Annotated in this window: 20 protein-coding genes; 8 read left to right on the top strand and 12 right to left on the bottom strand. The window is 60.3% G+C overall.

What is annotated here, in order from left to right; genetic code table 11:
* Positions 1–226: 226 nt before the first annotated feature.
* The 8 genes from gmd to KCX70_RS13440 all read right to left on the bottom strand — a co-directional run bounded on the left by gmd (position 227) and on the right by KCX70_RS13440 (position 10,117).
* Positions 227–1,258: a GDP-mannose 4,6-dehydratase gene (gene gmd / locus KCX70_RS13475; RefSeq protein WP_212617852.1), complete on the bottom strand. Its 1,032-nt coding sequence runs from the start codon at positions 1,256–1,258 to the stop codon at positions 227–229.
* 153 nt (positions 1,259–1,411) lie between these two features.
* A complete protein-coding gene (locus KCX70_RS13470) occupies positions 1,412–2,173 on the bottom strand; it encodes a WecB/TagA/CpsF family glycosyltransferase (protein ID WP_102852060.1) in 762 nt (253 codons plus the stop codon).
* Complete coding sequence (locus tag KCX70_RS13465) at positions 2,163–3,047, bottom strand: glycosyltransferase family 2 protein (RefSeq protein WP_021208595.1); 885 nt, start codon at positions 3,045–3,047, stop codon at positions 2,163–2,165. Before KCX70_RS13465 ends, KCX70_RS13470 begins: the two co-directional genes overlap by 11 nt.
* Positions 3,007–4,263 carry a hypothetical protein gene (locus tag KCX70_RS13460; protein WP_212617851.1) on the bottom strand — a complete coding sequence of 419 codons (1,257 nt, stop codon included), beginning with the start codon at positions 4,261–4,263 and terminating at the stop codon, positions 3,007–3,009. The genes KCX70_RS13465 and KCX70_RS13460 overlap by 41 nt, the downstream gene beginning before the upstream one ends.
* A 341-nt stretch (positions 4,264–4,604) precedes the next feature.
* Positions 4,605–5,678, bottom strand: a complete 1,074-nt coding sequence (locus tag KCX70_RS13455) for a glycoside hydrolase family 5 protein (RefSeq protein WP_212617850.1) — start codon at positions 5,676–5,678, stop codon at positions 4,605–4,607.
* 180 nt (positions 5,679–5,858) lie between these two features.
* Positions 5,859–8,069 carry a polysaccharide biosynthesis tyrosine autokinase gene (locus tag KCX70_RS13450; protein ID WP_212617849.1) on the bottom strand — a complete coding sequence of 737 codons (2,211 nt, stop codon included), beginning with the start codon at positions 8,067–8,069 and terminating at the stop codon, positions 5,859–5,861.
* A gap of 15 nt (positions 8,070–8,084) precedes the next feature.
* Positions 8,085–8,522: a low molecular weight protein-tyrosine-phosphatase gene (locus KCX70_RS13445; protein WP_102852055.1), complete on the bottom strand. Its 438-nt coding sequence runs from the start codon at positions 8,520–8,522 to the stop codon at positions 8,085–8,087.
* 158 nt (positions 8,523–8,680) lie between these two features.
* Positions 8,681–10,117, bottom strand: coding sequence for an undecaprenyl-phosphate glucose phosphotransferase (locus KCX70_RS13440; RefSeq protein ID WP_102852054.1), 1,437 nt, complete (start codon positions 10,115–10,117; stop codon positions 8,681–8,683).
* Positions 10,118–10,488: 371 nt separating this feature from the next.
* On the opposite strand from KCX70_RS13440, the gene yegS reads away from it, so the two are divergent.
* The 3 genes from yegS to KCX70_RS13425 all read left to right on the top strand — a co-directional run bounded on the left by yegS (position 10,489) and on the right by KCX70_RS13425 (position 13,301).
* Entirely contained in the window at positions 10,489–11,418 is a 930-nt protein-coding gene (gene yegS / locus KCX70_RS13435) for a lipid kinase YegS (RefSeq protein ID WP_212617848.1), read from the top strand.
* A gap of 120 nt (positions 11,419–11,538) precedes the next feature.
* Positions 11,539–12,471: a chemotaxis protein CheV gene (locus KCX70_RS13430; RefSeq protein WP_212617847.1), complete on the top strand. Its 933-nt coding sequence runs from the start codon at positions 11,539–11,541 to the stop codon at positions 12,469–12,471.
* Between the two features lie 26 nt (positions 12,472–12,497).
* A complete protein-coding gene (locus KCX70_RS13425) occupies positions 12,498–13,301 on the top strand; it encodes an MOSC domain-containing protein (RefSeq protein WP_212617846.1) in 804 nt (267 codons plus the stop codon).
* 115 nt (positions 13,302–13,416) lie between these two features.
* Here KCX70_RS13425 and KCX70_RS13420 read toward each other — a convergent pair whose 3' ends face one another.
* Positions 13,417–15,345: a transglycosylase SLT domain-containing protein gene (locus KCX70_RS13420; protein ID WP_212617845.1), complete on the bottom strand. Its 1,929-nt coding sequence runs from the start codon at positions 15,343–15,345 to the stop codon at positions 13,417–13,419.
* Between the two features lie 261 nt (positions 15,346–15,606).
* Between KCX70_RS13420 and KCX70_RS13415 the strand changes: the two genes are divergently transcribed.
* A complete protein-coding gene (locus KCX70_RS13415) occupies positions 15,607–17,508 on the top strand; it encodes an ATP-binding cassette domain-containing protein (protein ID WP_212617844.1) in 1,902 nt (633 codons plus the stop codon).
* Positions 17,509–17,618: 110 nt separating this feature from the next.
* Positions 17,619–18,311 (top strand): DUF6901 family protein, encoded by a 693-nt coding sequence (locus KCX70_RS13410; RefSeq protein ID WP_021208606.1) that lies wholly within the window; start codon positions 17,619–17,621, stop codon positions 18,309–18,311.
* A 30-nt stretch (positions 18,312–18,341) separates the two neighbouring features.
* Here the strand turns inward: KCX70_RS13410 and KCX70_RS13405 are convergent, their stop codons facing one another.
* Positions 18,342–18,782, bottom strand: coding sequence for a universal stress protein (locus KCX70_RS13405; RefSeq protein ID WP_021208607.1), 441 nt, complete (start codon positions 18,780–18,782; stop codon positions 18,342–18,344).
* A gap of 214 nt (positions 18,783–18,996) precedes the next feature.
* On the opposite strand from KCX70_RS13405, the gene KCX70_RS13400 reads away from it, so the two are divergent.
* From KCX70_RS13400 to KCX70_RS13390, 3 genes are read left to right on the top strand one after another with little or no spacing between them, the layout of a single operon-like run.
* A complete protein-coding gene (locus KCX70_RS13400; protein ID WP_212617843.1) occupies positions 18,997–19,464 on the top strand; it encodes an MFS transporter in 468 nt (155 codons plus the stop codon).
* Positions 19,465–19,519: 55 nt separating this feature from the next.
* Positions 19,520–20,296 (top strand): class II glutamine amidotransferase, encoded by a 777-nt coding sequence (locus tag KCX70_RS13395; RefSeq protein WP_212617842.1) that lies wholly within the window; start codon positions 19,520–19,522, stop codon positions 20,294–20,296.
* Positions 20,296–20,841: a DUF2937 family protein gene (locus tag KCX70_RS13390; protein ID WP_212620346.1), complete on the top strand. Its 546-nt coding sequence runs from the start codon at positions 20,296–20,298 to the stop codon at positions 20,839–20,841. The genes KCX70_RS13395 and KCX70_RS13390 overlap by 1 nt, the downstream gene beginning before the upstream one ends.
* 44 nt (positions 20,842–20,885) lie before the next feature.
* On the opposite strand, the gene KCX70_RS13385 is transcribed toward KCX70_RS13390, so the two are convergent.
* The gene (locus KCX70_RS13385) at positions 20,886–22,064 is read right to left on the bottom strand and encodes a vWA domain-containing protein (protein ID WP_021208611.1); all 1,179 of its coding nucleotides are present in this window, start codon (positions 22,062–22,064) and stop codon (positions 20,886–20,888) included.
* A gap of 49 nt (positions 22,065–22,113) precedes the next feature.
* Positions 22,114–22,512, bottom strand: a complete 399-nt coding sequence (locus KCX70_RS13380; protein ID WP_102852046.1) for a GFA family protein — start codon at positions 22,510–22,512, stop codon at positions 22,114–22,116.
* Between the last annotated feature and the right edge of the window lie 37 nt (positions 22,513–22,549).

Genomic DNA, 22,549 nt, shown 5'->3' with positions numbered 1-22,549 from the left:
ATAGGCATGGGATGTTGCGTCCCGGTTACGGCTATCCGACAAACTTCGAGCCTAGCGTCCGCATCGCATCCTCATTCGCGGGCTCTGGTCGCCGCAGCCGCGTCCAGAGCGCGGCAGTACCGGGAGAGGCACGCACAGGACCGCTTGTCCTGTGCGCGCGACGAAGGGGTGCGGAACCCTGCAGTCCGTCTCCTGGTGCGGCGCCTCGATCGTCAGGCCGAAGCCGTCAGAAGGAGAAGCCCTGTTGATTGCGACGCAGGTCAGCGTCGACCATCATCCGGCATAGCTGCTCCAGCGAAGTCTTCGGCTCCCAGCCCAGTACGTCCTTGGCCTTCTGCGGATCACCGATGAGCAGGTCGACCTCGGCAGGGCGATAGAACTTGGGATTGACCCGCATGACGACCTTGCCGGTGGCAGCGTCGATCGCCTGTTCCTGCTCGCCAGTGCCTTCCCACTGCAGCTCGGTATCGACCGCCTTGAAGGCCAGGGTGACAAAGTCGCGTACGGTTTCGGTGCGGTTGGTCGCCAGTACGAAGACGTCGGGCTCATCGGCTTGCAGCATGCGCCACATGCCCTCGACATATTCCTTGGCAAAGCCCCAGTCACGCTTCGCGTCGATGTTGCCCAGTTCCAGCACGTCCAGTTGGCCCAGCTTGATCTTGGCCACCGAGTCGGTGATCTTGCGGGTCACGAATTCGCGTCCACGCAGCGGGGACTCGTGGTTGAAGAGGATGCCGCTGCAACCGAAGATGTCGTAGGACTCCCGGTAGTTGATCGTCATCCAGTGCGCATAGAGCTTGGCGACGCCGTAGGGGCTGCGAGGATAGAAGGGGGTCGTTTCGATTTGTGGGATGGCCTGGACCTTACCGAACATCTCCGAGGTGGACGCTTGGTAGTAGCGGATCTTCGGGTTGACGATGCGAATGGCTTCCAGCAGGTTCACTGCGCCTGCGCCCGTGATATCCAACGTGGTCAGTGGCTGCTCGAAGGAGACGCCAACGAAGCTTTGCGCGGCGAGGTTGTAGACCTCGGTGGCGCCCGAGCTTTCCAGCAGCCGAATGCTGGAGGACAGGTCGGTCAGGTCATATTCGACGAGATGCAGGTTGGGATGCTTGTCGATGCCCAATTCTTCGATTCGCCAGAAGTTTACCGAGCTGGTACGACGAAACGTGCCATATACGGTGTAGCCCTTTTCCAGCAGTAGCTCGGCCAGATAGGCGCCGTCTTGCCCTGTAATACCCGTGATGATCGCTTTCATTCTCTTCCCTGTTCAAGGTTAGGTTTTTCAAGTTGCTGGTGCTTCGCTCCGCCTGGCACAGGGCTCTGGATACAGCGAAGCACCATTCATAAGTCGAGTCGTGTCATTGAACGGCCGTGTTCGGCATGTTCGGATGACGGTCACTCTGGCCGATCAGGATTCCTGCTTGGCCGGACTGGGTTTCTGCCTGGCGCTCTTCTCCCGCAAAAAGGCGGGCACTATGTAAAGCGCGTCGATCCAATACCGCTTGGCCAGCCGGCGGGGCTCCATGCACATGCGGTGCAGCCATTCGAGCTTGTATTCACGCATCCACTTCGGGGCCCGCTTGATGGTGCCGGTTGCGAAGGAAATCGACGCGCCGATGCTGAAGCCCATTCCCGTGCGTTCATGCGATTGGGTCGCCGCGGCGAGTATTTCCCCGCGAGGCGTTCCCACTGCATACAGAACCAGTTCCGACGGGTTTTCGCGTACGAACTGCAGGCAGCGCTGCACTTCTTCGGGCTTCTTGATAAAGCCCATCGGCGGGTTGTAGTGATACAGATCGATACCGGGGTAGAGCGCCCGTAATTTGTCCGCTTCGCTTTCCAGCGACCCGATCAGAACCACACGCAGGTGCGCTTCGTTGGCCCAGTTGAGCAGGTCCAGCGTCAGGTCGCTGCCGGGGATGGCTTCGTCCAGATGCACGCCCAGCCGGCTGAGGAGCGACAGCAGAATGCGGCTGTCACACAGCCTCCAGCGCGCCTTGGCATAGGCATCGCGCAGCGCTTCGTCGTGCTCGAGTTGAACGAGGTGGTCGACATTCGGCGTTACTACAAACGAAAAGGGTTGTTTTACGCCTTCGCGGATGCAGCTCAATAACGTCTTTTTATTGCCGGAATAAAAGTCTATTCCGAACGCACTGGTATCATTTGACACTCATTGCTACTCCCTTGAAGGCGCCCTTGATACCCGACCAGGCGAGGGCGGGATTTCTGAATTCCTTGATCGTTGTAACGGCCGAAAGCAGGAATGCGGAAACAAGAGCGAAAACCGGTCCGTAGAATCGCTTGTTGAAGCGAGTTGCTGCGCGGTTGCGATAGTAATGATAAAAGGCCGAGCGATTACCGAGGCTAAGCGAGCCATAATGAAACAGGCGACTTTCGGGTATTACCTTGATGGATACACCGAAACGCCGGGCGCGATATTGCCAATCCACTTCTTCGAAATACATGAAGTAACTTTCATCCATCAGACCGATTTCCTTGGTCAGCGCGGCTGAAAAGGCAAGGCTGCAGCCCATGATGTAATCCGGGTCATGTTGGGGCACTTGCTGCTGTAACGCATCGATGCTCTGGTTTTTTCCCAGCAGGCGGGCCTTGCCCAGAATCGGGTACAGCTTGCCTCCGCCGTAACATTCCAGGCGCCCGGTATCGGCACTCAATACCAGCGAGCCGACAAATTGCCGATCATCACGCTTCAACGCTTCGAGCAATGGCGAGAAGGCATCGCTGTCGACATAGGTATCGTTATTGACTACCCAGAAATATTCGGGATGGAGATTTTCCATTGCCCAGCGCAAGCCGTAGTTATTACCGCCCGCATAGCCATTGTTTTCCGGATTGCAAAGCAGCGTGACCTTGGCGGAAGGCTTTTCATCGAGCCATTGCTGCAAGGCGCGATCAGAGCCGTCCTGGGAATCGTTGTCGACGATGACGATATGGTCGATCGTCGGACAATGATCGAGCAGGCTCTCTGCGCAGCTGATAGTTTCAGTAGCAGCTTTGTAGTTGAGAATAAGTGCGACGTTCATGTACTCGTTCCTTGCTGCGGAGATGGCGTGCGCGGAGGGCTTGTATAACGAAAAGCATCACTATGATCGGCTGCGCATATTCAAAGAGGCCACTGAGCGGCCAGATAACGAACAGCGCCAGCATGACGGCGTAGTTGAAGCCCATATCCGGGTTGATATTGCGGGCGATGCGCTGGTAGACGAACAGCGACATGGGCACCACGAAAAAGGTCAGGAATCCGAAGCGGAACATGGTGCCAATGAGGCCAACGTCCGACAGGAAGAAGTGTTCGCCGAAGTAGGGGATGAAACCGTCTTGCCACATCAGCGACAACGAACCGCTGGGCAACCAGTTGACCAGATCCAGATGCCTGAAGATCGCAGCGATGGTGTACCGCCGCACGCCGTCATCCACATCGCCTTCGAGGCTGTTCTCGTAGAACTCGATATTCAGGCCCAGCGTCTGGAGCAGTTCCGGGTAGAAAAAGAAGGGCGACAAAAGTACGCACAATGAAGCCGCCCAGACGATCGCTTTCGCCCGTAGGCAGAACAGCGAAAAGGCGAGGCAGAGCACGATGAGCTGGCGGGTCTGCGTGGCGAAAACCAGCGTGAGCAGCAGTATCGCCGCCACGACCAGATAGAGGTTGCGGTGCCTTTTTTCTCCGCTGATCGGTGATTTGCCTTTCGCCCAGATCTGGATGCAATAGAAATAGGCGAAGCAGATCAGGAACGGGCCGATGGAGGAACGGTCCGGACGGTCCCAGGCGGTTTGTTCCGTACGTAGATCAGGCAGCATGCCGAACTTGAAGCACCAGGACAGGAACGCAGCGAACAACGCGGCGTACAGGAGCGAATGCTCGAACTGGCGCGTAGTCAGGTTCTTGGCGAGCAGCAGGAGCGGGACGAAACCGAATGCGAACAGAATGCGCCGTTCTTCGATCAGGCCGTAGGCGATCGGCTGGCCATAGGTGTAGAAGGCGAATATCGCTGGCAGCACGGTAAAGACGACGAAGCTGTACAGCGCGTAGTACATCAATACGCGGTATTCCCTGGCGGCGTCTTCGGCTGCGGCGAGCACCAGGAGCAGCGCCCCGCCCAGGCAGACCGCCAGATAGGCTTCGTTGAGGTACTTGAACCCGACCGGGTTGTGCGTGCTGTCCCCGAACACGGAGAAATGCAACACGAGCGCCAGCACGGTTAACGGCAAATACAAAATTTTCGAGCTGATGTTTGTCATCCCCTGAGTCCTTAGGTGCCTTTCCATTCCTGATCAACTGCGCCGCAACAAACTCAAGCCATTCCACATTGCCATGCCGGTTCCATCGAAGCGCCGCTACGCTATGTTCTGCTACCCGGTAGTGGACCGAACTCCGGGCGCCGCGGTGGTAAGCGAACGCTTTCGATACCGTCGGGTCACTCGAGTTCCGCTCGTATTAAACCCGCCGATGCTTGGTCGAAGCGTTGGACAACGGCTTAATAGCTGGGTTGCGTGTTGCTCGTGCAATTGCCAAAAAATTCAGACGGGCTTCACACCGTTTTCCGGAGCTGCCGCTTGGCTTGCACCGAGCGACAGGCGGATCAGGGGCGTGGCGACGGCCCGTACTCGGTGCAACTGTTGGCGATGTGCCGTTGCAGCACTTCCATCTGGGGCCGGTCCTGGCCGTCGATGGGTTCAATGGCCAGGACGTACTTGCCCCAGCCCGGTCCGCCAGCCCAGTAGGCGCTGGGAATACAGTGCTGATTGAGATAGCCGAGCAGGTTGTCCATCGCCACCAACATCGTCTCGGATTGGGCCGGAACGCCATACTCGCCGAGAAAGCCTTTCAGATTGTGCTCTTGCAGCCACTCGACGAAAGGTCTGGCACGTTCCACCCCCAGCATCGGGTCGACGGATTCGTCGGCGGCGTAACGTCCGGAGAAATCCCTGTCCAGATACAGATGGCCCTCGTAGACGAGCTTGTCCGCTGGATCATCAAGCAGGAAATCTTCATTGACCTTGCGCCAGTGGAAGGTACTGGACCAGCGGTCACCCTCGACGAAGATCAGCGTGTCCATGTCGACCTGACGGATCGCGTCCACCGCTGCCTGGGCCGCTGCGGGCCATAGTCCTTTGGTGGAGTGGGGCTCGTTCATGATGTCGTAACCCAGCAGAGCGGGGTGATCCTTGAACTGCTCCGCGAGCTTGCGCCAGACGTTGGCGTAGGCTTCGTAAGGCACGCTGCCCGAACCGATCAGCTCGCCCTTGTATCGGGCATAGTTGTGCATGTCGAGAATGACTTTCTGCCCGTGCTTGGCGGCGAAGTCGAGCGTGCGTTCTAGCAGCCGGATCTGATCGAAGTTGAGCCCTTTGTCCAGGTCGTGTTGCAGTCTTTCCCAGATGAAGGGAAAGCGGATCAGGCGAATGTTCTTTTCCGCGTAGTACTTGAAGTACGTTTCATCCGGATAGAAATAGTTGGTGCCGACTTTGCCAGGCGTTATATGGGGCGCGAAGTTGGCGCCCGACATGTTGATGCCGATCAGGTCGATACCACTGCCCTTCTCGCTGGGCTGCGCCTGCGCCTGCGCCTGCGCCAGCACAGCGCAGCTGGCCAACGCCACGCCGGCCAGCAACCGTATCGTTTCGGACAGAGGCAAAATAATGCGACGTGCCATAGTGTTTACCTTGATGCCCAGCGAGCGACTTGCGTAAAGCTGTGGCTCGATGGGGCGCTATATAACGGGTGCAAACTACCCACCCGCCCGGCATGGACGAGCGATCGTCAATCACGGAAAATGCGAGCGTTATGAGTCTTCCCGACATGCCGCGCATGTCGGGAAGCTGCGCTAGGGCGCTTATTTGCTCTGATAGTCGTACTGGTAGTAACCGTATTCGCTGTAGGTCGAAGCCTTGCGCACCACGGCGTTGAAAATCACGCCCTTGACCAGCAGTCCGTTCTGTTCGAGACGGCGCTTGGCGAATTCGATCTCCTTGACACCATTCAGGCCGTAGCGGGTCACCATCAAGGTGGTGCCGGCCTGGCTGCCGACCAGCGCAGCATCGGTCACCGCGAGGATCGGCGGTGTATCGAAGATCACCATGTCGTACATGCCGCTGATTTCCTTGACGAAGCGAGAGAAGTTCTCGTGCATCAACAGTTCCGACGGGTTCGGCGGCAACTGACCGTGGGCGATCACGTGGAGGTTGTTGAGCTGGGTCTTCTGGATGGCATCGAACAGGGTGATGCGGCCGGAGAGGATGTCCGAAAGGCCTTTTTCGCCTTGGCAGCGCATGACCTTATGCAGGTACCCCTTGCGCATATCAGCGTCGACTAGCAGCACTTTTTTGCCTGACTGCGCGATCACCGCGGCCAGGTTGCTGGTAACGAAGGACTTGCCTACGCCCGGGCTGGGGCCGGTGATCATCAGAATGTTGTTCTTGGCCTCGATCATCGCGAAGTGCAGGCTGGTGCGCAGGCTGCGCATGGCTTCGGTCGCGAGATCGGCTGGGTCGTTGATGGTCAGCAGGTAAGAGGCACTGCTCTTGTCGCGCTTGTAGTTGGCCAGGCGTTTTTCCAGCGCGCCCTGCTTTTCGCTGAACGGAATAGCGGCGTACACGGGGATGCCGGAGCGCTCGATTTCCTCTGGGTTTTCCACGCCACGCTTGAGCGCTTCGCGAACATAGACGAAGACCGTGGCCAGGATGATGCCGAGCAGCGTAGCGGCGATGACGATCAGGGGCTTGTTCGGCTTGACCGGGTCGTCGATGTCGGCATCGGCATGGTCGACGATACGGACGTTGCCCACGGTGCCGGCCCGGATGATGTCCAGTTCCTGGGTCTTGTTCAGCAGCATCGCATAGGTTTCGGACGACACCTCGACATCACGGGTCAGACGCAGCAGTTCCTGCTGGGTCGAGGGCAGCGTGCCGATCTGCTTCTCCAATTCGGCCTTTTGGCTCTTCAGCTGGTTGATCTGATTCATCAGCGCCTGGAAATTCGGGTGCTGACGGGTGAAGCGGCGTTCCATCTCGGTGCGCTTGAGGTTCTGCTCGGAGATCTGCTTCTCCAGGTCGACGATACGATCGAGTACTGACTGGGTTTCGGCCGAGATATCCACCGAACGATTGCCGGTCTGGTATTTGTTCAGTGCCGTTTGGGCTGCATCGAGCTTCTTGCGGACTTCCGGTACCTGCTCACTCAGGAATTCCAGGCTCTGTGTCGCTTCGGCCGCGTTGCGTGCAACGTTCTGCTCGACGTACCGTCGCGCGACTTCCTCGAGCACCTCGATGGCCTTGTCCGGATCGGTGCCTTCGAGCGTCACGGTGATGATGCCGGATTGCTTGCCGAGCTCACCAGCCGACAGGCGATTGCGGTAATCCTCGGTGGTCGCGTAGGTGCGGTTCTTGATGACCGTGAACGTGGTGCCTGGTCGAGCGTTGAGTTCGCTGACGGTAATGGCGTAATCCGGCGTTTCGACCGGCTCGCCTACCACGCCCTGGGCAACCACTTCGCCATCAGGGTCACGGAGGATGAAGCCGTTGTTTTCCGCCGCCTCGAGTGTCAGTTCTTCGCCGTGCATCTGGTCCGGGACGATCAGGTGCGTCACGCGCAAGGATTCACCACCCCAGGCGTAGGATTCGAACCCTTCCGGATACCAGCCCAGCTCGCCTTCTTCGGATGGTTCGAACTGGCGATAGATGAAGCCACCGATCAGGGGGAAGTGGTGTGGCTCAATGAGAATGTCCAGGTTCAACGCCTCGACCGTACCGCCGACGACGGAGCGCGACTTGAGCAGCGCGATCTCGGTCTGCGCCGGGGAAACCGCCGGGGTAGTGTTCACCACGTCGGTCAGGCTGGGCAGCCCGTTTTTGGGCTCGATCTGGATCATCGCGCCAGCCAGGTAGACCGGTGTCGCCAGCAACGCATAGGCGACGCCCAGGGCAGCGAAGAAGCCTGTAATGGTCAGGATCAGGGTTCGGTTGTTGATGAACGTATCAAAGAGGTGGGCAAGATCGATGTCCTTGTCCTCTTTGGTTTCATATATGGGGCGTGGCATGGTGGTCATTGAAGTTCCTTCTTCTTATTTCAGGTAAGGAAGCCAGCTTTCGACGGACTGCGTCAGAAGGCTGTGAACGTGTTCGAAAGCGGGTTTGGATTGACGAAAGGGGTCGGGAATCTGAATGTCGTCCAACCACTTGCCTATCAGAAAGGTCTTGCCATGGACCTCGGGGGCCATCTGGCGGAGATGCTGGATGTGGCTCTGCTCCATGGTCAGGATCAGGTCCGCCCGGTGCAGCATTTCGCTGTCGACCTGTCGAGCACGGTGGGCTCGGTGTTCCAGCCCGTGCTCGGTCAGCACTTCATGTGCGGTTTTGTCCATCGGGTTGCCTACCAGTGCGCCTATACCTGCCGAGCTGATCGTCAGCCCTTTTCCCTGGAGTCTGTCCAGCAACAGTGCTTCGGCCGCCGGGCTTCTGCAGATGTTGCCGACACAGACAATCAATATGTTCTGAAACATTCTCGCCTAGCCTCTGAGCCCTGAATTCACGGGCGGTTGGGCGCGCGTGTCACGGAACGCAAATCTGATATTCGCTCGCGTCATTAGTTCAATCGTCCTGCTGTGCTCGCGCGTGTAGAGGGCATGTCGCCCGTAGGTCGCCGTCGTGCAAACAGCAGTCAGTAAACGTCCTTGTTGAACAGCAGCGCGGGAATGGTGCGCGCGAGAATGTAGATGTCGAACCAGACCGACCAGCGTTCGATGTAATCCAGGTCGAACTCGACGCGCTTCTCGATCTTTTCGAGGGTGTCGGTCTCGCCGCGGTAGCCGTTGATTTGTGCCCAGCCGGTAATGCCAGGCTTGACACGGTGGCGCGCGGAGTATTCCGACACGGCGTCTTCGAACAGTACGCCGGCCGCTTTGGTTGCGGTCGCATGGGGACGCGGGCCGACCATCGACATGCTGCCGAGGAAGACGTTCAGCAGCTGGGGCAGTTCGTCGAGGCTGGTCTTGCGGATGAACCGGCCGACCCGAGTGATGCGGTCATCGTCACGGGTGGTCTGGCGATCGGCATTGGCATCGCTGCGCTCGTGGTACATGGAGCGGAACTTGAACACCTCGATCAGACGGTTGTTGTAGCCGTAGCGCTTTTGCTTGAACAGCACGGGGCCAGGTGAGTCCAGCTTGATCGCCAGCGCCAGCAGCAGCATCACGGGTGCCGCGGCGAGCAGGGCCAGGCTCGACAGGACGATGTCTTCGATGCGCTTGAACATCGGCGACCAGCCACGCAGCGGCAGGTCGGATGCGATCAGTGTCGGCAGGCCACCAACCTCGGTGATGCGCTTGTTGGCATGGCGAAACGCGACCATGTCGGGAACCAGCAGCACGTTGACCGGCAGTTTGCGCAGTTCGCTGATGACCTGGCCGATTCGGCTGTCGGCGAACCAGGGCAGAGCAACGAGCACCTGGGTCACCTTTTCCTCGCGGATCATCTGTTCCAGATCGCGCGTGTTACCCAGCAGCGGCAGGTCGGCAAGGGTCTTGGGCAAGCGCTCCAGGCGGTCGTCGATGAAGCCGAGAACGCCGGTGCGGATGTCGCGATGATGGGCCAGATATTCGGCTACGCGCACACCGTTGTCGGTGCCGCCCAGAATGACCGCGTTCTGCAGGTAGACGCCTTTGGCCATCAGACGACGGAACAGCGCGAGCATCATCAGGCGCTCGGCGCCGAACAGTACGCCGCTGGTGATGAACCAGAAGGTCAGGTGCTTGGCTTCGAGATAGTTGAACATGCCCAGTCCCTGGTGCATGAAGATCAGCAGGCTGAACGCCGCGGCCCAGGCGACCAGCATCGTGCGGAAGCGCAGCAGTGTGCTGAACACCTCTTCGCTGTAGATGCCGACCGATTGGAAGATGACCACGCTGATCACGCCGAAGAACATCAGGAAGGTGCTGAAGGTCCCGCCACCCACCGGTAATTCGAGCGGCAGGAACAGCAGCAACAGGACGCCGGGCAGCACGGAGGTAAGACCGTGGATCAGGCGAATACTGGCTAGGAAGTAATCAACGAAACTGGGGTGGGCGTACTCAAGGGTTCCAACGGACTGTAAGCGCATACAAGGCTCCTTCCTACGGCTATTGCTAGCTCAATACTCGATTTGATCGCCGCGATCCGCGGTTCTGATGGCAGGCCGCTATCGCAACCTTCACCTGGACAACTGCTCCGACCGCCTTCCTGGAAATGAGTTCACCCACGGGGCACAAAGTCGCTTGTCGATAGGAAGAATTAAATGAGCGATGCAACTGACTGAAATTAAAAAGGAAAACTGCGCAGGAAGGCCGGTCGATGGGTTTTTGTTCCGCTCGATTCTGACCGATGGTCAGCTCGGCCTGTGGTCGGCTTAAGCCCCATAACCGCTCACCTGCTCACAACTTTACAGGGCTGCGACGGGTCCTATCTGCGGACATTGAAATGGAAGCGATTGGCATGAACAGATCCAAGGCGTTGCTCGTGCTTCACGGGAAACAAGCGCTCAACGAGGAGTTGCGGGCCGCGGTCAACGAATGGCGCCAACTCGGGAACGAACTGGCTGTGCGGGTCACCTGGGAGGCGGGCGATACCGAGCGGCTGGTGCTGGAGGCGCTCGATGCCGGCTACCGCACGCTGGTCGCCGGCGGGGGCGACGGCACCGTGCGGGAGATGGCGCAGGCGCTACTGGCCAGTGGGTCCGATGCGAGCATGGCGGTGTTGCCGTTGGGTACCGCCAATGACTTCGCCCACGCAGCGGACATTCCTCTGGCACCGTTCGATGCGCTGACGTTGCTCAGTCGCGATCCGGTACCGGTCGATGTCGGCGAAATGAATGGCCAGCCCTTCCTCAACATGGCGACCGGTGGCTTCGGCTCGAAGGTGACGGCCACCACCTCCGAGGAGTTGAAGCGAGTGCTCGGCGGCAGTGCCTATCTGCTGACCGGACTGTCGCGTTTCAACGAGTTGCGCGCGGCCTGGGGGCGGTTCGTTGCGCCTGACTTCGCCTGGGAGGGGGAATTTCTCGCACTCGGGATCGGCAACGGGCGCCAATCCGGTGGCGGGCAGCAGCTTTGCCCGCAAGCGTCGATCGATGATGGCCTGCTCGACATCTGCATCGTCCCGGCTCCGGCTGACGCGGTCGGGACCCTGGGCACGCTGCTGAGCGGCGGACTGCTGGGCATCGACACCGTTTCGGTAAAGGCGCGGGTGCCGTGGCTCGAGGTCGATGGGCCGGACGAGATCGGCATCAATCTCGATGGCGAGCCCTACGCGGCCAAGCGCATGCGTTTTTCAGTGAAGCGCCGCGCGTTGCGGCTGCATCTGCCTGACGATAGTCCGTTGCTACGGGACGAACCCTTGCTGCGTGATCAACAGCAGACCGCCTGACCGCCTGCGCTCGGTTCGCCGGGCGCACGTCGGTTGCCGATAAATACTTTCCACGACCGATCAAGCGCGGACGTCCACGGCCGATAGCGTCCTAGTTCCCTTATTCACAAGGAGCCCGCTATGGCCGGCATTCTCGAATCAGTCGATCAACGCACCCGGTTGGTGGGGCAGAATCGACTTGAAATCCTCATGTTCAGGCTTTCGGGCCGTCAGCAGTTCGCCATCAACGTGTTCAAAGTGCAGGAAGTGGTGCAACTGCCGAAGATGACGCTGATGCCACACCGCCATGGGTCGGTCTGCGGGGTCGTCAATCTACGTGGCCAGACGCTGCCGGTGATCGACCTGTCACGCGCCATCGGGCTGCGGCCGCTGGTGCCGGATGAACGCAGCACCATCATCGTGACCGAGTACAACCGCTCGATTCAGGCGTTCCTGGTCGGCGGCGTGGACCGCATCCTCAACCTCAATTGGGAGGAGGTATTGCCACCGCCGTCGACGGCCGGACGCCAGCACTATCTCACCGCGATCACCAAGGTCGACGACGCGCTCGTCGAAGTCATCGATGTTGAGAAGGTGCTGGCCGAGATCGTTCCGTATGACACCAGCATCGCGCCGGAGCGCCTGACCGACCCGGTGCTCGAGCGCGCACGGGGGCGCGAGGTGCTCTGCGTCGACGATTCGACGGTGGCCCTGGCGCAGCTGCGCGAAACCTTGAGCCAGCTCGGCATCACCGTTCATTCGGCCAGCGACGGCGTTAAGGGGTTGAACAAGCTCAAGGCCTGGGCCGATGCCGGAGAAACACTGACCGATCGACTGCTGATGGTATTCACCGATGCCGAGATGCCGGAGATGGACGGCTATCGCCTCACCACGGAAATCCGCAACGATCCGCGTCTAAAAGACCTGTATGTGGTGCTGCATACCTCGCTTTCCGGCAGTTTCAACCTGGCGATGGTGAAAAAAGTCGGCTGCGACAACTTCCTTTCCAAATTCCAGCCGGAGAAACTGGTGGACGTCGTCCGGGAACGCTTGATGCTGGACGAACCTCACTGACCCCACCAGCCGATCGAGACCTCCGTATGCACCTGTCTTCGCTGTACCGCTTCCCGCTCAAGTCCGGTTCCGCTGAAGAGCTTACGGAGGCCCGGTGCGATGCACTGGGTTTGGTCGGCGACCGCCGCTGGATGGTGGTCGATGCCGCGACCGGGAAGTTCCTGACGCAGCGTGTACTGCCCCGGATGGCGCTGTTACACGCGCGATGGCGAGGCGACTCGGCGCTGGAATTGAGCGCGCCGGGCATGGAACCGTTGCCGGTGCCGGTACCCGACGCGCAAGGCGCGGCGCTTGGCGTGCTGATCTGGCGCGAAAGCCTGCAGGCGCCCGACGCGGGTGACGCCGCGGCCGCATGGCTGTCGCGGCTGCTCGATCGACCCTGCCGGCTGGTGCATCTTCCTGCGACGCAGGGCATCCAGATCGATCAGGACTATGCTCGGCCCGGTGAGCGGACGGCGTTCAGCGACGGCTTTCCGTTTCTGCTCATCGGCCAGCGCTCGCTCGACGATCTTTCCGCGCGTGTGGGACAGCTGCTCGATACGCGCCGGTTCCGACCGAACCTGGTGATCGCTGGTTCGGCCCCCTACGCCGAAGACCATTGGCGGCGCATTCGCATCGGCGAAATGACGTTTCGTGTGGTCAAGCCGTGTTCACGGTGCATCATCCCGACCATCGATCCGTTGACTGGCGAGCAGAGCCCCAACCGCGAGCCGCTGACGACCCTGCTGAGCTATCGCAAGGGTGACGGCGGCGTATTCTTTGGCCAGAACCTCATTGCCGAAGGCAGCGGTGCGCTGAGTGTGGGCATGTCGGTCGAAGTGCTCGACTAGCGCTTCGGCGGAATGGCGCAATAGCACGTCGGCTCGCCTCGCTCCATCGAAGGCGGTGCACCCGGCAATCCGAGCCGATCGGATTGCCGTCTCCCGACGCTTGCGCCGCGGTGTTCTACTGACCGTCGAAATAGCGCTCGTGCCATTCCACCAGCGGTTGCGGCGCATTGAGCTTCTGGCCGTAGATTACCGAGTAGGTCAACACGTTCTGTACGTACTGGCGGGTTTCATCGAACGGGATGTTCTCGACCCAGACGTCGAAGGGCAGGTGCTCGGCGTTCTTCAACCATTGACGCACTCGACCGGGGCCGGCGTTGTAGGCTGCGGACGCGAGCACCCGGTTGCCTTTGAACTGGCTGTAGATCTGGCTCAGGTAGGCCGCGCCCAGCTGGATGTTGACGTTGGGGTTGAGCACCTGCTGGGGCGACTGTAGCGGTATGCCGAAACGTCGCGCCGTTTCCTTCGCGGTCGCCGGCATCAGCTGCATCAATCCCGTGGCGCCGACCTGCGAGCGGGCGTCGGCCATGAACGCGCTCTCCTGCCGTGTGATGGCGAACACCCAGCTCGGGTGGATTTCGCGGGCTTTGGCTGCACTTACCATGCTGTTGCGGTAGGCCATGGGGAAGCGGATATCCAGGTCGTCCCAGTATTTCGCCTGGCTGATGGTCCTGATGGCAGGAAAATACCACTCCATCTCATAGGCCAGCCGCGCCTGGGCAACCAGCTCGTCACGGCTGAACAGGCGGCTCACGTAATACCACTCGCGACGACCATCAACGATCTGGCCGCGGGCATGAAATTCCATGGCGCGTCGGATGCCTGCGGTGTTGCGGACTTTCTGCACCACCTTCGGATCCAGCGCGAGTGGCTGATGGTTGAGCTTGTAAGGCGCCTGGATACGGTCGGCCGAGAGGAAGCCGTAGAAGTCGCGTTCGTCGGCAACCGGTCGATAGAGCTGGGCGGCTTGCTTGTCGTTGGGCTTGGCCAGCTCCAGGCTGCGCGCGTTCCAGTAACGCCAGCGACTGGTGCTGGCAAGCGTTTCGGGAAACCGTTGGGTCAGCGCGTGGGCATCATCCCAGCGCCCCAGGCGCAGCAACAGGCGTGCGCGCCATTCGCTGACGGTATCGTCACGCAGTTCGGGGTCGTAGTTCGCCATGACCGTCAGTGCCCGCGCATCGAAGCGCCTGGCCAGGGTAAGACCGATCTGGCGAGCGATGGCCACTTTCTCATCGGTCGAAAACGACAGGCGCTTGGCGTAGCTGTCGAGCAATCCAAGTGCTTTTTCCGGATCGGTGCGCGCCAGACGGCGCAGCCCGATCGAGACGATATCGCCCATCGTCTGGGATGCGGGTGCGAAGCGATCCGGCTGCATGAGCATCTGTGGTTTTTGCGCCACGTCGATCATCAACTCGCCTTGCGCTCTTAGCGTCGGCAAGCTTTTGGCCAGGAAACTGGCGAGGCCATAATTTCCAGCTTCGACGGCCAGCTTGGTACGTTGCCAGCGCAGCGGCTCGGTGAGCTGCCCGGCGGCTTCCCAGCGATCGAACAGCGCATCGCAGGCGTTGTGTTGCGACTTGCCGACCAGCCAGAGCCGCTCGGCGGTCTCGTACGCTTGTTTCGTCTGGCCACTGGCGAGCTGGTACTGGCCGAACAGGCAATCGAGCTCGGTGAAGTTCATCTTGGGGTCGTAGTGCGCTACGAAAGGCTTCCAATCGCCACGTGCCGCCAATAAGCGCAGCCAGCGCAGCTTCATCCAGTTGGCCTGGGGCAGGTCGCCGTGCTCGGTCAGGAACTTCTCGACCTCCGCATTGCTGGCGGTCTTCAAGCGCGCCGTCAGTTCGTCGTACGCGAGGTAGGGCTCCAGCGGATAGTCGCGCAATTGCGCTGCATAGCGCCGGTAGGGGCCGCTATCGCCCTTGTCCAGCGCCCGCTTGGCTTCGTCGTAAAGCTGTCGCTGCTGTTGCAGGGTGGCCGCTTGAGTGGTGTCGATGGTGAAAATGATGGAAAGAAGACAGAAACAGATACTGGAGAGTCGACCGCGCATGAGACTTCCGAAGACGGGGGGCATGGGATTGCTGGCCACTAGCTTATCTTGCCGAGTGGAGCAGTTAAACGAGGATTAAGCGCTTGAAACAAACAAAGTGGCGGGTTCCGACGAACGCGCTAACGGGCCGCTGAGACCGCGCTGGGATATGCCGATGCGGCGACCATGGTGGCGCGCCGAAGGCCGGCTTAAGGCGCTCGTCGGCGATCGGCTGTGGGACGCATTCTGCTAGACTGCGCGCCCTGTTTTTCGGAGATCGTCATGACCCTGCTCAAGTTGACCAATGTGTCCCTCGCCTATGGCAACAACCCATTGCTCGATGGTGTGTCCTGGCAGATTGCGCGGGGAGAGCGGGTGTGCATCATCGGCCGAAACGGGACCGGCAAGTCCAGCATGCTGAGCCTGGTCAAGGGCAGCCAGTTGCCGGACGACGGTGAGATCTGGCGCGCACCAGGCCTGAAGATCGGTGAGTTGCCGCAGGAGTTGCCGCTGGCTGACGAGCGCACCGTATTCGACGTGGTTGCCGAGGGCCTGGCCGGAGTCGGTCAGCTGTTGGCGGATTACCACCATCTCAGCCAGAACATCCAGAACGAGGCCGATCTGGACAAGCTGATGCATGTCCAGCAGGAGCTCGAAGCGAAGGATGGTTGGCGCCTGCAGCAGCTGGTCGACAGCACGCTGAGTCGCCTGCAGCTTCCGGCGGATAAAACCCTGGCTGAACTGTCCGGCGGTTGGCGTCGACGCGTGCTGCTGGCCCAGGCGCTGGTCTCGGAACCGGATCTGCTGCTGCTCGACGAGCCGACCAACCACCTGGACATCGGGGCCATCGCCTGGCTGGAAGAGGCGCTGACGGGCTTCAATGGCGCGGTGCTGTTCATCACCCACGACCGTGCATTCCTGCAGAACCTGGCGACCCGAATTCTCGAGCTGGACCGCGGGCACATGATCGACTGGAACGGCGATTACGCCAGTTTCCTGGTGCACAAGGAGCAGCAACTGGCGGCCGAAGAGACTGCCAATGCACTGTTCGACAAGAAGCTCGCTCAGGAAGAAGTCTGGATTCGGCAAGGTATCAAGGCGCGCCGGACCCGGAACGAAGGCCGTGTGCGTGCGCTCAAGGCGCTGCGCGCCGAGCGCAGTGAGCGTCGCGAGCATCAGGGCAAGGCCAACATTCAGATCGATGCGGCGGAAAAATCCGGCAAGCAGGTCATCGTGGTCGAGCATGCCACCTTCGCCCATTCTGGTGGTGAGCCACTGATCCGCGACTTCTCCATGGTCCTGCAGCGCGGTGATCGGATCGGCCTGCTGGGCGCCAATGGCACCGGCAAAACGACCTTGCTCAAGTTGCTGCTGGGCGACCTGCAGCCTTCGAGCGGCAAGGTCGAAGCCGGGACCCGTCTGGAAGTGGCGTATTTCGACCAGCTGCGTCACCAGCTCGAGCTGGAGAAGACGGTGATTGATAACGTCGCGGAGGGCCGCGACTTCATCACCATCGACGGCCAGAATCGCCATGTCCTTAGCTACCTGGGAGATTTCCTGTTCAGCCCGCAGCGTGCGCGCACGCCGGTCAAGGCGCTGTCGGGCGGTGAGCGGGCACGCCTCTTGCTCGCCAAGCTGTTCAGCAAACCGGCCAACCTGCTGGTTCTCGACGAGCCGACCAACGATCTGGACGTGGAAACGCTCGAATTGCTGGAAGAGGTTTTGCTCGGTTTCCAAGGTACGGTACTGATGGTCAGCCACGATCGTGCCTTCCTCGACAATGTGGTCACCAGCACGCTGGTGTTCGAGGGGAACGGGGTGGTGCGTGAGTATGTCGGCGGCTATCAGGACTGGCTCCGCCAGGGTGGTTCGCCCAGGCTGCTCGGTGTAGCCGAGACGAAGGAAAGCAAGACCGAAGCCCCGGCGAGCAAACCGGCGGCGCCGGTCGCCGAAGCCGCTCCGGCAAAGAAGAAACTCAGCTACAAGGTCCAGCGCGAACTGGAGGCCCTGCCTGGAAAAATAGACGCAGTCGAAAAAAACATCGCCGCATTGCAGGCCGAAATTGCGCAGCCGACGTTCTATCAGCAGACTGCGGAGCATACTGGCGAAACGATAGCTCGCCTCGAGGCATTGCAAAAAGAACTCGACGAACTACTGGAGCGCTGGGCGGAACTGGAGGACTGAGCCGAGTAAGGCTGCCCTGCAACCGTAAGATTGTCTGGCCCGTACCGTCGTTGGCGGGCCTGAGTCGTCATTCAATCCAACACTATCTGTCAGCACTGGACGGACCATAGATGGCAATCGATTACCGCATCGTCCTGGACGACGAGCATGAGTTCAGCTACCGGATCGAGTTGGATCGCGCCTACGATCACGGTGCCGCCGCGCAGGCACCGAAGTGGACGCGTCTGGATCATCAGCAGTGCAACAATTGCCCGCTGAGCCGGGATCAGTTCAGCCATTGTCCCGCTGCGGTCGATCTGCATCAGGTCATCGAGGATTTTCAGGGGTTACCTGCGGTGAAGAAGGCGCACGTACGGGTGCGCACGCCGGAACGTGAATACAACAAGCTGGTTGGGTTGGAGGAGGGGCTGAGGGCGCTGCTTGGTGTGATCATGGCCACCAGCGCCTGTCCGGTGCTGGGCAAACTCAAGCCGATGGCACACCAGCATCTGCCGTTTGCAAGCAATCAGGAATTCGTGCTGCGTGCGGTCTCGCTGTATCTGGCCCGGCAGTACTTCAACCTGCGCGAAGGCCGTCATGCCGATTGGGAATTACGTGGGCTGGTGCGCTCATTTCAGCAGTTACAGCTGGTCAACCAGGCGTTCTGGCAGCGTATCCACGACACCTGCCACGGCGATTCCAACCTGAAGGCGTTCCTGACCTTTTTTTCCATGGCGTCGAGCCTGACGTACTCGCTGGAAACCCAGCTGAGGAAAATCCGGCCGTTAGTGATGAGCGCGGGCGAGGGCGCAGAGCTGGCCTGAGCCCTTGGGCTCAGGCGCTCGGCTAGAGAGTTATTCGGGTTTTTTCAGGCGCACGGCGAGCACATCGCAGGGCGCGCCATGGAGAATGTCGTTGGCGGTAGAGCCGAGCAGCAGCGCTAGGCCGTGACGGCCGTGACTGCCAACTACCACCAGGTCGCAGCCCTGCTCCTTGGCCAGGCGATGAACTTCCTGGCGGGGTTGGCCGTAGGCCAGGTGACGCTGTTCCGCGGTCAGGCTGGGGTAACGGTCGGCGAAGCCGTTCATGCGTTCGCGGGCCTGGTCGAATTGCTGCTGTTGAAGCATCGACAGGTCCATCGGAACGTCACCGCCGAAGGCCATGGCCATTGGCTCGATGACGTGTACCAGCGCCAGCTTCGCGCCTGTTGCGGTCGCCAGTGCCTGGGCTCGCGCGACGACCGGATGACACTCATCGGCAAAATCGACAGCGACCAGAATATGTTGATAGGTCATGATGGCTCTCCTGCTGTATCCATGTGACAAGTATGGCTTCTTGGCACGCTGTGGGGGCTTTCCAGCCTTTTTTGTTTTGCAGCGTTATACGGCGTTACCCGCGTGATGACCAGCGTGTCATTGCGTCGCGAAGCGGCGGTCGGCAGGCTTGCGACTGCTATCATGCGCGCCATCGAAGATTGGTAACCGCCCGTGCGCTATACAAGAGACCCTTATGTTCCTATTCGCCAATGATTACCTTCTCGCCTGGACGATCTACGGGATTGCTGCGCTGGGCTGCCTGCTGGTGTGGTTCCGCGTTACCCGGCCTTTGTGGCGCTGGCTGCGTGAGCCGTTGCGATTGATCGTCGCCGTGCTGCTATTGACGCCAACCATCGTCGATCCAACGCGAGAGCTGTTCGCACCTGCAGTGGCAATCACGGCGCTCGATACCTTGTTCAAAGTCGGCAACAACGCTTGGCGTGCCGTCGCCGACCTGGCGCTCTACGGGCTGATCGCCTTCGGCCTGTACGCGGTATTCGTCGCGTTGCGCTGGCCGGTCGAGCGCCGGCTCAAGCAGCGCCACGTGGCGACCGAAGGCCATGAGGATTCACGAACCTTGCGTGAGCGGCTCGAAGAAGACGAGGACGACGATTACCGCCCGGCTGGCCGCTATCAGGCGCGGACCGAGCCTCGACTCTGAGCTTGCTGGATGGATCCTGCATCAGGCGTGAACGAGACGTAACGGGAGACCACGCATGTGTGAACTGCTCGGCATGAGCGCCAACGTACCGACCGACATTCATTTCAGCTTCACCGGCTTGATGCAGCGTGGCGGGCGCACCGGCCCACATAAAGACGGTTGGGGTATCGCCTTCTACGAAGGACGCGGTTTGCGCTTGTTCCAGGATCCGGTGGCCAGCTGCGAGTCCGAGGTGGCCAAGATGGTGCAGCACTACCTGATCAAGAGCGAGGTGGTGATCGGCCATATCCGGCATGCCAATGTCGGCAAGGTTTCGTTGGTGAATACCCATCCCTTCGTGCGTGAGCTGTGGGGACAACACTGGTGCTTCGCACACAACGGCCAGCTCGCTGATTTCCAAACTCCGCCTGGGTTTTACCGGCCGGTTGGCGACACCGATAGCGAAGCGGCTTTCTGCGACCTGCTCAACCGGGTGCGGAGTGATTTCCCCGATCGCGTTGCCGCCGAAGACCTGTTGCCGCATCTGCTCGAGGCCTGCGCTGGTTATCGAGGCAAAGGCGTATTCAATTGCTTGCTGAGCAACGGCGAGTGGTTGTTCAGTTTCTGCTCGACCAAGCTGGCGCACATCACGCGCCGCGCGCCTTTCGGCCCTGCGCAGTTGAAGGACGCCGAACTGGCGGTGGATTTCACCTCCGAGACGACCCCGGACGATGTCGTTACCGTGGTGGCCACCGAGCCTTTGACCGACAACGAGCAATGGAACGTTCATCAGGCGGGCGAGTGGACGCTCTGGCGGCTGGGCGAATGCGTCGCGCGCGGGCGGACCGAATGATGCTGCGCAGCTATTTGCGGTTGACCCTGTTTGCACTTGGTCTGCTGATCGGGGTTCAGGTCCCAGGCTTCATCGAGGCGTACGAACGCCACGTCGAAGCGCGTCGGCTCGAGGCACAGCAAGGCCTGGAAGGTTTTCAGGAAACCGCCGGGCGCTTTTTCGAAGGCGATCTGAACGCGTTGGTCGAGCACTATCGGGCGAGCGACGATCCCGTCATACAAAGCGATGCGCGCAGCGTCTCCGCCCTGGTCGGGCGCGTGCGCTTGCTTGAACGCGAGTGGCGGATCATGCAGGGGCCCTGGTACGCGCAGGCCTGGCATGTATTGGTAGGGGCGGATCGCGATCTCAGGCAGCAGGTCTGGAGCAGCTATCGCTTCCAGGTCTTGCTGGCACCTGAAGCGATCGCCTGGGGCATCGGCTGCGCATTGCTGCTGGCGTGGATCGTCGAATGTCTTTACCTGCTAATGCGAAGGTTGCTGTTCCCTCATCGCCGCACACGCGGAACCCGCCGCGTCGCTCGTCCAGGCCGTCCGGGTGGTACCTAGTAAGGACCTCCGGTTGTTGCCCTTCGAGCGACCGTTTCGCGCGGCTACTTCGCCAGGAACTTCATCCCTTCTTCCAGGCCGCTCAGCGTCAGCGGGTACATCCGGTCCTCCACCAGCTCGCGGATGATGCCGGTCGAGGTGGTGTAACCCCAGGTGTCCTTGGGATACGGGTTGATCCAGATGAGCTTCTTGTACTTTTCCATGAAGCGCTGCATCCAGACGTAACCTGCTTCCTCGTTCCAGTGTTCGACGCTGCCGCCGGGCTGGGTCACTTCGTAAGGCGCCATGGCTGCGTCGCCCACGAACACCACCTTGTAGTCCGCGCCGTACTTGTGCAGCAGGTCGAGCGTCGAGGTGCGTTCGGACGTGCGACGGAAGTTGTTCTTCCAGACCGATTCGTAAATGAAGTTGTGGAAGTAGAAATATTCCAGATGCTTGAACTCGGTCTTGCAGGCGGAGAACAGCTCTTCGCACACCTTCACATGGGCGTCCATCGAACCGCCGATATCGAACAGGATCAGCAGCTTTACCGCGTTGCGCCGTTCAGGGCGCATTTGTATGTTCAGCAAACCACCGTCGCGCGCGGTGTGATCGATGGTCCCGTCCAGATCCAGTTCGTCTTGAGCGCCTTGGCGGGCGAACTTGCGCAGCCGACGCAAGGCTACCTTGATGTTGCGCGTGCCCAGCTCGACCTGATCATCCAGATTCTTGTACTCGCGTTGATCCCAGACCTTCACCGCCTTGCCCTGGCGCTTGCCGGCATCACCGATGCGAATCCCCTCGGGGTTGTAGCCTCCCGAGCCGAAGGGGCTGGTGCCGCCGGTGCCGATCCACTTGTTGCCGCCGGCGTGCTTTTCCTTCTGTTCTTCGAGGCGCTTTTTGAATTCCTCGATCAGCTTGTCCAGTCCGCCAAGCGACTCGATCTTGGCCCGTTCCTCGTCGCTCAGTGAGCGCTCGAACTCCTTGCGCAGCCACTCTTCGGGTATCAGCGCCTCGATATGCTGGTCGAGGTTCTCCAGGCCCTTGAAGTAGACCCCGAAGGCGCGGTCGAACTTGTCGAAATGCCGCTCGTCCTTCACCAGAATGGCCCGGGACAGGTAGTAGAACTCGTCCATATCGGCGAACACGACGTTGTGTTTCAACGCGTTGATCAGGTCGAGCAGTTCGCGCACGGACACCGGAACCTTGGCAGCGCGCATTTCGTTGAACAGGCCAAGCAGCATGGCAGAACCTCGGTAGTGCCGTCGTGGCGGCACCTGTTTATATGAATGGTCAGCGATCTTCGTCGTGCGTCGGAAGCCCGTCGCGGATCTCGTACCAGTCCGCTTTGGAGCCTACGAAGATGTGCTCCTGTGGCGGGACCGGCAGCGGCGAGTCGAGCGTGCCGGCAGCCACGCCCAACTCGTGCTCGCGATTGTCGACGAATTGCAGGTTTGCGCCGCAGCGAATGCAGAACGTGCGCGTCACATGCTCGGAGGAGTGGAAGACGCCAAGCTGGTCCTTGCCCGAAAGAAAGTGAAAGGCTTCCAGGGGGACGCTCGCGTAGCTGGCGAACGCCGCGCCGTGCGCCTTGCGACACATCTTGCAGTGGCAATGGGTCAGCTCGTTGATCGGTGCGTCGATGCGATAGCGCACGACGCCACAGAGGCAACTACCAGTATGCGTTTGCATGGCTTTTCTCCAGGTCATGTGAGGTGGTCGGCCCCGT

Origin of the sequence: Stutzerimonas stutzeri, from assembly GCF_018138085.1 — a bacterium.
In the GTDB taxonomy this organism is placed as follows: Bacteria; Pseudomonadota; Gammaproteobacteria; order Pseudomonadales; family Pseudomonadaceae; genus Stutzerimonas; species Stutzerimonas stutzeri_AI.
This window is presented reverse-complemented; position numbering and strand designations above follow the sequence as displayed.

Bases quoted from the DNA above. Each gene is read 5' to 3' on its own strand.
- gmd (WP_212617852.1), bottom strand. From the start codon at position 1,258: ATGAAAGCGATCATCACGGGTATTACAGGGCAAGACGGCGCCTATCTG.
- KCX70_RS13465 (WP_021208595.1), bottom strand. From the start codon at position 3,047: ATGAACGTCGCACTTATTCTCAACTACAAAGCTGCTACTGAAACTATC.
- KCX70_RS13460 (WP_212617851.1), bottom strand. From the start codon at position 4,263: ATGACAAACATCAGCTCGAAAATTTTGTATTTGCCGTTAACCGTGCTG.
- KCX70_RS13455 (WP_212617850.1), bottom strand. From the start codon at position 5,678: ATGGCACGTCGCATTATTTTGCCTCTGTCCGAAACGATACGGTTGCTG.
- KCX70_RS13450 (WP_212617849.1), bottom strand. From the start codon at position 8,069: ATGACCACCATGCCACGCCCCATATATGAAACCAAAGAGGACAAGGAC.
- KCX70_RS13445 (WP_102852055.1), bottom strand. From the start codon at position 8,522: ATGTTTCAGAACATATTGATTGTCTGTGTCGGCAACATCTGCAGAAGC.
- KCX70_RS13440 (WP_102852054.1), bottom strand. From the start codon at position 10,117: ATGCGCTTACAGTCCGTTGGAACCCTTGAGTACGCCCACCCCAGTTTC.
- yegS (WP_212617848.1), top strand. From the start codon at position 10,489: ATGAACAGATCCAAGGCGTTGCTCGTGCTTCACGGGAAACAAGCGCTC.
- KCX70_RS13430 (WP_212617847.1), top strand. From the start codon at position 11,539: ATGGCCGGCATTCTCGAATCAGTCGATCAACGCACCCGGTTGGTGGGG.
- KCX70_RS13425 (WP_212617846.1), top strand. From the start codon at position 12,498: ATGCACCTGTCTTCGCTGTACCGCTTCCCGCTCAAGTCCGGTTCCGCT.
- KCX70_RS13420 (WP_212617845.1), bottom strand. From the start codon at position 15,345: ATGCGCGGTCGACTCTCCAGTATCTGTTTCTGTCTTCTTTCCATCATT.
- KCX70_RS13415 (WP_212617844.1), top strand. From the start codon at position 15,607: ATGACCCTGCTCAAGTTGACCAATGTGTCCCTCGCCTATGGCAACAAC.
- KCX70_RS13410 (WP_021208606.1), top strand. From the start codon at position 17,619: ATGGCAATCGATTACCGCATCGTCCTGGACGACGAGCATGAGTTCAGC.
- KCX70_RS13405 (WP_021208607.1), bottom strand. From the start codon at position 18,782: ATGACCTATCAACATATTCTGGTCGCTGTCGATTTTGCCGATGAGTGT.
- KCX70_RS13400 (WP_212617843.1), top strand. From the start codon at position 18,997: ATGTTCCTATTCGCCAATGATTACCTTCTCGCCTGGACGATCTACGGG.
- KCX70_RS13395 (WP_212617842.1), top strand. From the start codon at position 19,520: ATGTGTGAACTGCTCGGCATGAGCGCCAACGTACCGACCGACATTCAT.
- KCX70_RS13390 (WP_212620346.1), top strand. From the start codon at position 20,296: ATGCTGCGCAGCTATTTGCGGTTGACCCTGTTTGCACTTGGTCTGCTG.
- KCX70_RS13385 (WP_021208611.1), bottom strand. From the start codon at position 22,064: ATGCTGCTTGGCCTGTTCAACGAAATGCGCGCTGCCAAGGTTCCGGTG.
- KCX70_RS13380 (WP_102852046.1), bottom strand. From the start codon at position 22,512: ATGCAAACGCATACTGGTAGTTGCCTCTGTGGCGTCGTGCGCTATCGC.